The 13,577-nt window shown below is 30.7% G+C and carries 8 protein-coding genes; 6 read left to right on the top strand and 2 right to left on the bottom strand.

Annotated features, from left to right (window positions below):
- Window positions 1–1,019 precede the first annotated feature (1,019 nt).
- The gene (locus ACMX2D_RS05815; protein WP_414973109.1) at window positions 1,020–5,960 is read right to left on the bottom strand and encodes a VaFE repeat-containing surface-anchored protein; all 4,941 of its coding nucleotides are present in this window, start codon (window positions 5,958–5,960) and stop codon (window positions 1,020–1,022) included.
- A 460-nt stretch (window positions 5,961–6,420) separates the two neighbouring features.
- Complete coding sequence (locus ACMX2D_RS05810; RefSeq protein ID WP_414973108.1) at window positions 6,421–7,698, bottom strand: C40 family peptidase; 1,278 nt, start codon at window positions 7,696–7,698, stop codon at window positions 6,421–6,423.
- Window positions 7,699–8,037: 339 nt separating this feature from the next.
- Here ACMX2D_RS05810 and ACMX2D_RS05805 point away from each other — a divergent pair, with 339 nt between their 5' ends.
- From ACMX2D_RS05805 to pta, 6 genes are read left to right on the top strand one after another with little or no spacing between them, the layout of a single operon-like run.
- Window positions 8,038–8,832, top strand: coding sequence for a ParA family protein (locus tag ACMX2D_RS05805; protein WP_414973107.1), 795 nt, complete (start codon window positions 8,038–8,040; stop codon window positions 8,830–8,832).
- On the top strand, window positions 8,832–9,662 hold the full coding sequence (locus ACMX2D_RS05800) for a ParB/RepB/Spo0J family partition protein (protein ID WP_009447593.1): 831 nt from the start codon (window positions 8,832–8,834) through the stop codon (window positions 9,660–9,662). The genes ACMX2D_RS05805 and ACMX2D_RS05800 overlap by 1 nt, the downstream gene beginning before the upstream one ends.
- 4 nt (window positions 9,663–9,666) lie before the next feature.
- Window positions 9,667–10,812 (top strand): aminotransferase class V-fold PLP-dependent enzyme, encoded by a 1,146-nt coding sequence (locus ACMX2D_RS05795; protein ID WP_414973106.1) that lies wholly within the window; start codon window positions 9,667–9,669, stop codon window positions 10,810–10,812.
- 2 nt (window positions 10,813–10,814) lie between these two features.
- Window positions 10,815–11,312: a DUF4446 family protein gene (locus ACMX2D_RS05790; protein ID WP_009447575.1), complete on the top strand. Its 498-nt coding sequence runs from the start codon at window positions 10,815–10,817 to the stop codon at window positions 11,310–11,312.
- Window positions 11,312–12,190: a diacylglycerol/lipid kinase family protein gene (locus tag ACMX2D_RS05785; protein WP_414973105.1), complete on the top strand. Its 879-nt coding sequence runs from the start codon at window positions 11,312–11,314 to the stop codon at window positions 12,188–12,190. The genes ACMX2D_RS05790 and ACMX2D_RS05785 overlap by 1 nt, the downstream gene beginning before the upstream one ends.
- A gap of 8 nt (window positions 12,191–12,198) precedes the next feature.
- Window positions 12,199–13,170 carry a phosphate acetyltransferase gene (gene pta, locus ACMX2D_RS05780; protein WP_414973104.1) on the top strand — a complete coding sequence of 324 codons (972 nt, stop codon included), beginning with the start codon at window positions 12,199–12,201 and terminating at the stop codon, window positions 13,168–13,170.
- The last annotated feature ends 407 nt before the right edge of the window (window positions 13,171–13,577 follow it).

Below are 13,577 nucleotides of genomic sequence, written 5' to 3'. Positions count from 1 at the left end.
TACATCGATATGAAATTTTCATACTAAATGAAACTCTAGAAAATTTACATAGTAATTATAATTAACATTTTTATTTTTTTAAGTCCTTTGCAGGACTTACTATTATTTGCAAGCAAATAATAGTGTGAGATCTCTCCGCTCCGTTACACTTCGGTCGAGATGACGTGTTGGGAGCTTCTCTTTGCAAAGTTCCATAACGTGAGTTATTTTATTTTTTATATAATTTAAAAATACTATGATGTAGATTTTTATTTTTTCTACCATATTTATAAAGATATTTTGAAGTTTTTTACTACTAACGCCTAGCCACTAAACAATGTTCTTTCCTTATACGTCATTTCGACTATAGCGTAAGCGAAACGAATCTAGCCCTAACTTTGTTTACTTGTAAACAAAAGTAGGTCTGACGGGGTCGTTGTATCTTTTGATACAATGACTCTGGAAATCTCATACTTTTGCTTTAGCAAAAGTAAATATATCGTAGCTACATCGATATGAAATTTTCATACTAAATGAAACTCTAGAAAATTTACATAGTAATTATAATTAACATTTTTATTTTTTTAAGTCCTTTGCAGGACTTACTATTATTTGCAAGCAAATAATAGTGTGAGATCTCTCCGCTCCGTTACACTTCGGTCGAGATGACGTGTTGGGAGCTTCTCTTTGCAAAGTTCCATAACGTGAGTTATTTTATTTTTTATATAATTTAAAAATACTATGATGTAGATTTTTATTTTTTCTACCATATTTATAAAGATATTTTGAAGTTTTTTACTACTAACGCCTAGCCACTAAACAAAGTTCTTTCCTTATACGTCATTTCGACTGTAGCGTAAGCGAAACGAATCTAGCCCTAACTTTGTTTACAAATAAACAAAGTTAGGACTAGATTGACTACGCTCGAGATTACGTATTGGGGTATATCTGCAAAGCACTATGACGTTAGTTATTTCTGTTTAAATACAAAAAAATGAAGGTCATTATTGACCCTCATTTTTTATTGTTTAATCTTTCGATTATTTTGATCTTTTTCTACGTTTAGAATCTATTAAAGCAACTAATGCTCCTGATCCTATTAACATATTTGCATATAAAGCTAAGTTTGAGCTTACATTTGTCTTAGGTAATATAGGTTTCTTCAACAAGATTGTTTGATCTGCATCATTAATATCTCTATGAGAAGCTATTTCTTTACCTTTTTCATACATTGTTTCAAAAGCTACAAGTTTACCTTGTTTCAAATATTTAGCTTCAACAACTGTACTTAACTCAATTTTACCATCGCTCTTTTCAGCAACAAAAGTTTTTTCTACAGTTAATGGTTTTCCATCTACCAAGATTTCTTTTCCTGTTGCCTTATCCATCCAAACAAGTTTAACTGTATATTCTTTTCCTATAACTAAATTAGTATAATAAACATAATCTGTTAGTGTCAATGTTTTTTCAAGAGCAGCTTCTTTCTTACCATTAACTTTTGCTTCAGTTCTTAATTTAGGTTCAGGTTGTCTTACTTTTACAGTTTGGTCTTCATCATTAATGTCCTTGTGTGCTGCAACTAATACATTATTTTTATAAACTTCTTCAAAAGCTACTAATGTTGTATCTTTTTCAAAATGTTTAGCATCCACAGTTACACTTAATTCAACTTCACCATTTTCTTGTTCAGCTACGAATGTTTTTTCAGCTGTAACAGGTTTTCCATCAACTAGGAATGGTTGTCCTGTTGCCTTATCCATCCATACCAACTTAGCTGTATATGTCTTTCCAACTATTAAATTGCTATATTTAACAACGTCTGTTAAAACAACTTTGTCAGTTGGTGCATCTTCTTTTTCTCCATTAACCTTTGCTTCTGTTTCTACAGTAGGTTTTTTACGGTCTGTAATTGTAATTTTTCCACCATTAGCTTTTACTATATCATCTTCAGCTACTTTTGTTACAGTTACATTTCCGTCTTTATCAACTTCAAATTCAATATCTGTTACTGTTAAATATCCTTCTGGTGCTGATTCTTCGTGGAATATATATTTTCCAGGTAATAGATTTAATTCCTTAGAAGTTTCTGTTGATTCCCAAGTAATTGTATTAACTTTTGTATCATTATCTTTGATTAAATTAGTTCCGTCTGCTGACTTAACTGTAATCTTTGCTCCAGGTAATTCTATTCCACCTAAATCAACCTTGCTTACTTTAACAGGATTGAAGTTTTCTTTGATTAAAACAGATTGAGCTTCATCATTAATATCTTCATGAGCTCCTACTTTTATGCCATTGTGGAACATTTCTTCAAATGCTACTAATGTTGTATCTTTTGTGAAGTGTTTTGAATCTACTTTTACAGTTAATTCAACTTCACCATCTGCTTTATCAGCAACGAATGTCTTTTCAGCTGTAAGTTGATTTCCTTCAACTAGGAATGGTTGTCCTGTTGCTTTATCCATCCAAACAAGTTTAACTGTATATTCTTTTCCAATTACCAAATTCTTATAGCTTACTTTATCTGTTAAAGTTAATTCATCTTTAGCTTTTACTTCTTTTTCTCCATTAACTTTAGCTTCTGTCTTTAAGTCCGGTTTTGGTTGTTTCACTTTTACAGTTTGGCCTTCGTCTTCAAGATCTTTGTGAGTTGCAACTAATTTATCGCCTTTATAAACTTCTTCAAAAGCTACTAATGTTGTATCTTCTTTAAAATCTTTAGCATCTAAAGTTACACTCAATTCAACTTGACCATCTGCTTCGTTAGCTACGAATTCTTTTTCTGCTGTAACAGGGTTTCCATTAACTTTGAATGGTTCTCCTGTTGCTTTATCCATCCATACCAACTTAGCTGTATATTTCTTTCCAACGATTAAATTCTTGTACTTAACAACATCTGTTAGAACAACTTTATCGGTTGGTGCATCTTCTTTTTTATCATTAACCTTTGCTTCTGTTTCTACAGTAGGTTTTTTACGGTCTGTAATTGTAATTTTTCCGCCTTCAGCTTTAACTATATCATCTTCAGCTACTTTTGTTACTGTTACTTTTCCGTCATTATCAACTTCAAACTCAATATCTGTTACTGTTAAATATCCTTCAGGTGCTGATTCTTCGTGGAATACATATTTCCCAGGTAATAGATTTAATTCCTTAGGAGTATTAGTTGATACCCAAGTAATTGTATTAACCTTTGTATCATTATCTTTGATTAAATTAGTTCCGTCTGCTGACTTAACTGTAATCTTTGCTCCAGGTAATTCTGTTCCGCCTAAATCAACCTTACTTACTTTAACAGGATTAAAGTTTTCTTTAATTACAACAGTTTGAGCTTCATCATTAATGTCCTCATGAGCAGCTACTTGTACGTTATTTTCAAACATTTTTTCAAATGCTACTAATTTAGTTTCTTTAGTGAAATAATCTGAATCTACAGTTACATTTAGCTCTACTTCACCATCCGCTTTATCAGCAACGAATGTAGTTTCAGCTTTAATAGGATTTCCTTCAGCTAAGAATGGTTGTTTAGTTTCCTTATCCATCCATACTAACCTAACTGTATAAGTTTTTCCAACTATTAAATTCTTATAGCTTACTTTATCAGTTAAAGTTAATTGATTTTTAGCTTTTGCTTCTTTTTGTCCATTAACTTTAGCTTCTGTCTTGATTGAAATTCCTTTACGGTCTGTAATTGTAATCTTTCCGCCATCAACTTCAACTTTGTCATCTTGAGCTACTTTTGTTACTTTTACTTTTCCGTCTTTATCAACTTCAAATTCAATATCTGTTACTTTTAAATATCCTTCAGGTGCTGATTCTTCGTGGAATATATATTTACCTGCTCTTAATTTTAATTCCTTAGGAGTATTAGTTGATACCCAAGTAACTGAATTAACTCTTATACCATTATTGCTGATTAAGTCTGAACCGTCAGCTGATTTTACAGTAATTTTTGCTCCGGCTAATTCTGTTCCGCCTAAATCAACCTTGCTTACTTTAACATCATGATATTTGTAATCGTCTACCATTGCTATAATAGTTGTAGATCCATCTACTTTTACGGTAGTTCCCGTTACAGTTCCATCATCCTTTAATGTAAACTTAATTGTTGTAGCTAAAGTAAATCCTTCCGGTGCTGCTTTTTCCTCAAAAGTATAATTTCCCGGTGCAAGCTTAAATTCTTTAGAAGTACCATCTGATACCCATTCAACAGATGATACTTTTGTTCCATTATTATTGATTAATGGTCTGCCATCATCTGAACTTAATTTAATTGTAGCTCCGGCTAATTCTGACCCGGCAACATCAGTTTTGCTAAATTTAAAAGTAAATTCCTTAGGCTTGTAAGTATTCTTTATATTCATACCTGTTACTTCTGAAGTATAACCTTCAGGGACTTGTACTTCTTTTACAGTATAAACGATAGGAATATCATTTCCTTGAGCATCACGTTTATCTGTTCTGTATTTAGGTAAATTCTTAAATTCATATTTCCAGTGACCATTGTTATCAGGTGTTACAACTTGAGTTTTTCCTGCTAGTTCCTTTCCGTCGGCAAGTAATTGAACTGTAATTTGTGCTGGACGAACATTATGACCTTCATCATTAACCCAAGTCTTTTCTCCTGAAATATTAGTTAAAATACGTTTGTTTTTAACTTCTACATCTGTTAACTTGTTTAAATCCGGTGTAAATTCCAAATTTTCACTTGTTGAGTCAACTTCATATCCCGGTGGAGTACTTACTTCTTTTAGAATATATTTCTTAGTAGGATCCAATGTGTTTTGAGAAATGGCTTCCCCGTTTTCTCCTGTAACAATTGTTTCAATTAAGTCATTTGTACCTTTAACTCTAATTTCAAATTTTGCTTTAGGAAGTTTAATACTAGAGTCGATTGAATCTTTCTTAACAACCTTAACCTTGCCGTTATTTCCTTCTCCTGTTCCACCTGAAGAAGCTGATTGATAGCTGGCAGTTACCTCTTTTGGTTTAGCCCAACTTTCTGAAATTCCCTTAACTTTATTATGAGCTTCTTTTCCTGGTGTATAAGTTGCCTCGTAAGTAAGATATAATTGTGCTCCTGTTAAATCTCCTGCAGGTTTTTCACTTAATTTCCAACCTGCAACTTCTCCATTTGGTTTAAAGCCTGTTGGAATGTAAGGTTTAACCTTACTGAAATCGGCAGTAAAGCTCTTCTTATCTTGAGCCAACTTTATTTCAGGAAGATCTATTACCTTTGCACCTTTATAACGTCCATATTCATCCCAATACACAGCATATAATTTGAAAGAACCGTCTATAATCTTTTCACCATCAAGTACATTGTCTTCAAGTTTAAGATTAAGTATTTTTTCTTTAGTTAAGTTAACTCTTATACACCATCTTACTTTATTCTCTTCATTATCAATTACTTCATGCCATTTTCCTATTTGTTCAGTAGGTTTTCCGATAGGCTTTTTAATTTTTACTTTTAATTCTTGAAAAGACTTTCCAATACTAACTTTAAAAGTATTTACTTCTCCTAAATTAAGTTTTTGTTCGTAAAATTTTGCTTCCAAAAACATTGTACCTTTAACATTAAATTTACCTTCAACATATTTGGTAAATGTAGCTTTAATTGTTCCACCACCATCATTCTTAGGTGTAACTACCGCTTTTGCAACAACTTTTCCATCCGTATCAAGCAAGTCAAAATGTGTTGCAGCTTGTGTTTTAGGGAACAACATATTATCTGGTAAATTAACTATAAAATAGTCTCCCTCTTTGAGATTATTTTGGTATTTAGTTGCATCCCATTTTAGAGAAAGTTTAAATTTCTCATAACGTTCATACTCTTCTTTTTGATTAACCATAGAAAATTCTGTAACAGTAACATCCGGTTTAACTTGTCCATCTGCGTAAACAAAAGATGTTCCAATTGTTTGTAATACCATTGATAAAATCAAAAAAAATACTAAAAAACTTTTAGATCTTTGTTTCATATTTCCTCCTTTTTTAATTAAAACTAATCAAACCAAACTATCGAATACTTAAAAAATAATTTGATTTTTATTATATTTTAAAACATATACACATATAAAGCTATATGTATATATGTCAAAAAACATGTATTAAGATTATATTGTTGAATTATTATAGTTTTCTATTTAGAAAGTAAATATAGCTTTTCTAAGAAAAAAGTTATAAGTATTTTTTAATATCGTTATTAATTTTTCCTGTATGCAATGGTATTTTCCAATAAAAGCATCTGAGCATTATTACTCATAATTATAACAAATTTATTAATAAAAGTCTACAACTTAAATAAAAAACACAAGAAACAATGTCTTATACCATTAAAAAAAGTAAAACATTTTTGATTATGATAAAAAACATACAGAAATAACTTGAAAAACAAAAAAAGACGGTTTATAACCGTCTTTAATTCCTAATTCATAGAAATTATTTTATAATTCTTGTTGCTCCAACAAAAGTATTTCCAAAGTAACTTCCGAAAAGTTTACTTACAATAACACCTGTTCCCGGACTTGAAGCGTGAACAAATTTATTGTTTCCAATGTAAATACCAACGTGACTAATTCTTCCACCACCATTGTTAAAGAATACTAAATCACCTTTTCTTAATTCTGATGCTGAAACTCTTGTACCATGATTAATTTGAGTATATGATGTTCTGCTTAAGTTGATTCCAACTTGTTTATATACATAATATACTAAACCGGAACAGTCAAATCCGATATTTGGATTAGAAGTTCCCCAAATATATGGTTTACCAACTTGTGCTAATGCTAAATCTACAACAGTATCTATATCTGCATTGTAAGTTTCGCTTTCATTTTTAGCAGGAGCTTTAGGTTTTGATTCTGAGTTGTTTTTCTTCTTAGATTTTTCTTCTTTCTTAGGTTGTTCAACTACAGGTTTTGTTTCAGAAAGATATGATTTTATAACATAAGCAGTCTTTCCGTTGAATTCAAATTCTACCCATTCTCCTCTATCTATTCCGCTTACTTTTTCACCTTTTGATAAAATACCAAGTTTAGATGAAGTAGCAGATTGTTCAGATCTTACATTTAAGTTTTCTGTAGCATAAAGAGTTACTTTTTTAACAGCAGCTTTTTTCTTAGCTTCAGCAGCTTTCTTCTCTTCTTCTGCCTTCTTTTCTTCTTCTGCCTTCTTTTCAGCAGCTTTCTTTTCTTCTTCTGCTTTTTTAGCTTCAGCTGCCTTCTTTTCTTCTTCTGCTTTAATTTCAGTTTCAGATTTTTCCGGTTCAACTACTTCTTTTGATAACATTGAAATGTCAATACTTACTACTTTTCCATCTACTGTAACAGTAGCCATTTTATCTCCACTCATTTCAACTTTAACAATTGAACCCTTAGCAACTTTAACAGTTTCGTCTTCGTTTTCACTTAAAACCGGTTTTAAATCAAGAGATTCTTTTACATAATAAGAATTTTCTTCTAATTCCGGCATTTTAGTATCTTCTTCTGTAACTAAAGAATATATTTCATTTTCACTTGTAACTTTTTTTAATTGTGCAACAGAAGGAGTTTCCAAGACCTTATTTGACTCACTAATTAATGAATTGTTTACTTCTTCAATACTCGTACTATGAACTTTAACTTTTTCTGTTTCATCAGCAAAAGATTTTGCTACTGGCAATGTTGTACAAACTAATGCACATAACATTGAAGTTGTCAAAACTTTTTTAATTTTCATAATTACCTCCTAACTTATAGACATATTTTACACCAAGCATTGCAAAAAGTCAACAAAAAGTTACAAAAAAATTACAAAAAGTTACAAATTAGTTACAAAACGTATATGTTTCACGTGAAACATATATGTTTTGTTTTTAAGGTTGTTTCACGTGAAACATTTATTTTTTAGAAATGTAAAAAAATATGTTTAACTTAAAAATTAATGATTAATTTATGGTATAATAATAGTAATATTATAATTTATGATAAGGCTACTATTAATATTACAAAATTATCTTAAAGATATGATATTTAATAGTAGTATATAATAGAAGAATATAAAAACAAAGGAAATATTATGAAAATTTTTGATGCTTTTAAAAAGAAAAGAGAAATGAGAGTAATATCAATATTTAATCAAAAGGGTGGTGTTGGAAAGACAACAACTGTAGTGAATCTGGCATCAGCTTTAGGTTTTAATAAAAAGAAGGTTTTGGTTATAGATATGGATCCGCAAGGTAATTCAACTTCGGGACTTGGTATTGAAGAACCAGATATTACTGTTTATGATGTTTTAACTCATGAAAAAGACATTAATGATGCTATTCAAAAGACAAAATCCAAAAATGTGGATATAATACCTGCAAATTCAGATTTATGCGGTCTTGAGATTGAATTATTAAGTGTAGATAAAAAAGAATATCTATTAAAGGAAGAGATTGAAAAGATACCCCAAAATTATGATTTTATTATCATTGACTGTCCACCGTCATTGGGTGTTATGAGTATTAATGCTTTAGTTTCTTCTCATAGCGTATTAATTCCAATTCAATGCGAATATTATGCTCTTGAGGGTGTAAGCCAACTTATGAATACAGTTAATATAATAAGGAAGGGATTAAATCCCGAGCTTGAAATTGAAGGTGTATTGCTTACAATGTATGATTCGAGAAATAACTTATCTGAGGATGTAAAGAGAGAAACTGAAAATTATTTCAAAGATAAATTATTTGATACAGTTATTCCTAGAAATATAAGACTTGCTGAAGCTCCAAGTTTTGGAGAGAGCATAATATATTATGATAAGAATTCTAAAGGTGCTATTGCTTATTTATCTTTAGCTAAAGAATTAATTAAGAATAGGAGAAAATAATGAAGAAAAAAGGTCTAGGTAGGGGGCTGGGTTCCCTTTTAAGAGAAGAAGATTTTATTACTGATGAAAATTTATTAACCGTTGACTTGGAAAAGTTAGTTGCTAGAGAAGATCAACCTAGAAAAAATTTTGATGATGACAGTTTGGAAGAACTGGCAAATTCTATTAAGGCAGACGGAGTTATTCAACCAATAGTTGTTAGAAAAGTAGAAGATAAATATGAAATTATTGCCGGAGAGCGTAGATTTAGAGCTTCTAAATTGGCAGGACTGGAAAAAGTACCGGTTGTGGTTAAAAATGTTAGTGACAGAAAAGCTAGAGAACTTGCCCTCGTTGAAAATATTCAAAGAGAAGACTTAAATCCAATTGAAGAAGCTATTTCTCTAAAAACTTTGATGGAAGAATATAAACTTACACAACAAGAGCTTTCCGATATAATTGGAAAAAGTAGATCCTATATCGCAAATAATTTAAGACTTTTAAATCTATCAGATTATATAAAAGAATATTTAATAAGGGGGGATTTAAGTCCAAGTCAAGGAAGAACTTTACTTTCTTTAGAGACTGAAGAAGAGAGAAAAAAATATCTTGAAAAATTATTAGTTAAGGAAGTAAATATCAGAGATGTCGAAAAAAAGGCTAAACAGAACAAAAATAAGACTGAAGATATTTTTATAAAGGATATTTGTGAAAGATTAACTGAAGTTTTAGATGCAAAGGTTAAGATTCACGAAAAGAAAAAAGGCGGACAAATAGAGATAAGCTATCTCAACGAGGCGGATTTACAAAGAATAATTGATTCTTTGATGAATATTTATAATTTGGAGTGATAGTATGATTTATGTGGATAATGGAGCAACAACTTTTCCAAAGCCTAAAATTGTAACCGATAAAATTATGGAATGTTCTTTAGGTTATGCAGGGAATCCCGGACGTAGCGGTCATAAACTCGCTATGAAGATGGATTTGGAAATTTACGAAACTAGAGAGAAAATTTGTAACTTAATAAATGGAACAGATCCTCTTAATGTAATTTTTACTTTTAATGCTACAGACAGTTTAAATTTAGCTATAAAAGGAGTTTTGAAGGAAGGGGATCATGTTATTACTACATCGATGGAGCATAATTCCGTTTTAAGACCTCTTAATCAGTTAAAAAAAGATGGAATAATTGATTTAAGTATTGTCTATGCGGATAAAAAAGGCTATATAGATCCTCAAAAAATATTCGAATCAGTGGCTCCTAATACGAAGATGATTGTAACTACTCATATGTCCAATGTTTTTGGAACTATTATAGATATAAAGAGTATCGGAGAATTCTGTAAGGAGAATAATATACTATATCTTGTGGATGCCGCTCAATCAATAGGAGTTTTGGATATTGACGTTCAAGATATGAATATTGATTTACTTGCTTTTCCGGGTCATAAAGCTCTTTTTGGACCAATGGGAACCGGTGCTCTATATATAAAGGAAGGAATTACTGTTAAGCCTTTAAAACAAGGTGGAACGGGAAGCTATTCTTATAGTATAGATCAACCTGATTTATATCCTGACAGTTTAGAGAGCGGAACTCCCAATGGAGTTGGAATTATAGCTCTAGGTAAGGGAATAGATTTTATCAACGAAGTAGGTATTGAAAATATTAGAAATCATGAAATAACTTTAAAAAATCATTTCATAGATTTATTAAAGGATAATGAAGAAATTATTTTATACGGAACTTTAGATGATAGACAGGGGGCTGTTGTGAGCTTAAATATAAAAGATATGGATAGTTCTGAAGTTTCCTATATCTTAAGTGATGAATTCGACATTTATACAAGACCCGGCTTCCATTGTGCACCACTTGCTCATAAGAGTTTAGGAACTGATGAACTTGGTGCAATTAGATTCAGTTTTGGGTATTATAATACCGTTGAAGAGGTTGAGGAATGTGCAAATGCCTTAATTAGTATAATAGAAAGGAATAAATAATAGTGAATACAGTATTAGAATTTTTAAATGCATATTCAGGAATATTTTTAATATTAGTGCTATTTGTCTTAATTTTTATCCTATATCAATTTAACCAAGTTAATAAAAAGCTAAGTCTTCAAAAGAAAAAGTATGATATGCTTTTAAGGGGCAGAGGAGACTTGAATATGGGAGAACTTATTCATGCTCACTCAAATGATATTTTTGAAATGGATAAAAAAGTAAATGAACTTGAAACACAAATTAGAACAGCAAAAAGTCAATTTGCTTTTACAATACAAAAAATTGGTTTTGTAAAATATGATGCTTTTCATGATTTGAAAAATAAATTATCTTATACAATAGCACTATTGGACGGATTTAATAATGGATTACTATTAACTACTATTTATGGTAGAGAAAGCTGTATAACTTATGCAAAAGAAGTAAAATCCGGAACAGTAAACCAAGAATTATCAAATGAAGAAATAGAAGCACTAAGGATGGCATTAGCAAAATAATGAGAAAATTAATGTTTGTTTTAAATCCTCATGCCTCAGGTTTCAAAAAATTTGACTTTAAAGAAGGTATTGAAGAATATCTTAGGAGAAAGAACTTAAATTTTGAATATGAAATCAAGTGCTCCACACAAGAGGGTGAATCAATTATAATAGCAGAAGATGCTGTTAAAAATGGTTTTAATGAATTAATTGCAGTAGGTGGAGACGGAACTATAAATGAAGTAGGAGATATTGCTGTTAAAAATAATATAAAGCTGGGTGTAATTCCTGCAGGTACAGGAAATGACTATATGAATAGTCTACAAGAATCCTGCAATTTTATAATCTGTATGGAAAGAATTATAAAGGGAAATACAATACTTGTCGATTATGGCTCATTTTTAGATAAATCATTTTTCAATATTGCATCTGTAGGTTTTGACGCAGAAGTTAATAAATATGCTTTAAAAGTAAAAAAATTTATTAAAAATGGACTAGCTTATAAAATAGCAATAGCTTTAGCTCTATTTCATCACAAGAGAAAAAGATACAAGATGATAATTGACGATGTTGAATATGAAGATGATTATTTTTTAATAGCTGTGGGCATTGGAAGTAAATATGGTGGAAAAATAAATATATTACCATATGCAGATATGAAAGACGGACTTCTTGACATTTGTGCTATTAGATATAAATCAAAATTTGATATTATTAAAAAAATAAAAACACTTGTAAATGCAACTCATGTCAATGAGGATATAACTTCTTGCTTCAAAGCAAAGAAAATCAAAATTATTTCAAAGAATATTGAAATTAATTTTGATGGAGAATATATGTCCGGAGTTGATGAAGTTGAATTTATAGTAAATGATAAAAAAGTGAAATTAATAATGTAGGGGGTATTATGAATATTTTTGAAGAATTAACAGGAAAAATTAAGGGAACAAATAAGAGAATTGTATTTCCTGAAGGAGAAGATAAGAGAGTTTTAGGTGCTTGTGTGAGATTAAAAAAAGACGGTTTAGTAACTCCAATAGTTTTAGGAAATGTTGAAGAAATCAAAAAAACTGCAAAGGAATTAAATGTTTGTATTGATGATATTGAAATAATTGATCCTTTAAAAGCGGAAGATTTTGATGAATTAGTTGAAAAATTTGTTGAACGTAGAAAAGGCAAAAACACAAAAGAAGAAGCTGAAGTGCTTTTAAAAGATGTAAATTACTATGGAACTATGATGGTACAAGTGGGAAAAGCTGACGGAATGGTTAGTGGTGCTGTTCACTCAACAGGAGATACCGTAAGACCTGCACTTCAAATCGTAAAGACTAAACCAAATGTTTCAAGAACAAGTGGAGCAATGGTTATGCTTGGAAAAAATGGAGAAAGATATGTATTTGCTGACATTGCTATCAATATTACTTTAGAAGCAAAAGAATTAGCTGAAATCGCTGTTGAAACTGCCAAAACTGCTAAAATTTTCGGAATAGATCCGAAAGTTGCAATGCTTAGTTTCTCTACAAAGGGTTCTGCAAAACACGAGCTTTCACAAAAAATTGCTGATGCTACACAAATGGCTAAAGAATTGGCACCTGATTTATCATTAGACGGAGAACTACAATTCGATGCTGCAATAGTTCCATCAGTTGGGGAACAAAAAGCAAAGGGCTCAAAAGTTGCAGGACACGCAAATGTATTTATCTTCCCTGACTTACAATCAGGAAATATCGGATACAAAATTGCACAAAGACTTGGAGGTTTTGAAGCAATAGGACCTATCCTACAAGGACTTAACAAACCTATATCAGACCTTTCAAGAGGTTGTAACGAAGAAGATGTATATAAATTAGCAGTAATTACCGCTGCACAAAGTCTATAATAAATTTTTGAAAAACAAAACCGACAGGGTTTTGTTTTTTTGTGGGGGAATTAGTATTGAAGATTTAATTATTTAATGTATCTACGATACATTCACTTATGCTTATATACAAGCATAAGTGTGAGATTTCCAGAGCAATTGTATCTAACGATACAATTACTCTGTCAGACCTACTTTTGTTTACAAGTAAACAAAGTTAGGGCTAGATTCACTGCACTCCGCTCTGCTACGTTTCGGTCGAAATGACGTATAAAGATAAATCTTCGATTAATAGCCAGACGTTAAAAGTAAATAAGCTTCAAAAAATATTTAAAAATTTCATAGAAAAAAATATTTCACGTCATAATATTTTATGAGAAACACTCCCAACACGTCATCTCGACCGAAATGTGTGAAACGAATGGAGC

The organism is Parvimonas oralis, assembly GCF_047608425.1.
GTDB lineage: Bacteria > Bacillota > Clostridia > Tissierellales > Peptoniphilaceae > Parvimonas.
The sequence above is the reverse complement of the archived record's forward strand: the minus strand, read 5'-3'. Positions and strand labels throughout refer to the sequence as shown.

Coding starts and splice junctions, on each gene's coding strand:
- ACMX2D_RS05815 (WP_414973109.1), bottom strand. CDS start 5,960: ATGAAACAAAGATCTAAAAGTTTTTTAGTATTTTTTTTGATTTTATCA.
- ACMX2D_RS05800 (WP_009447593.1), top strand. CDS start 8,832: ATGAAGAAAAAAGGTCTAGGTAGGGGGCTGGGTTCCCTTTTAAGAGAA.
- ACMX2D_RS05805 (WP_414973107.1), top strand. CDS start 8,038: ATGAAAATTTTTGATGCTTTTAAAAAGAAAAGAGAAATGAGAGTAATA.
- pta (WP_414973104.1), top strand. CDS start 12,199: ATGAATATTTTTGAAGAATTAACAGGAAAAATTAAGGGAACAAATAAG.
- ACMX2D_RS05810 (WP_414973108.1), bottom strand. CDS start 7,698: ATGAAAATTAAAAAAGTTTTGACAACTTCAATGTTATGTGCATTAGTT.
- ACMX2D_RS05785 (WP_414973105.1), top strand. CDS start 11,312: ATGAGAAAATTAATGTTTGTTTTAAATCCTCATGCCTCAGGTTTCAAA.
- ACMX2D_RS05795 (WP_414973106.1), top strand. CDS start 9,667: ATGATTTATGTGGATAATGGAGCAACAACTTTTCCAAAGCCTAAAATT.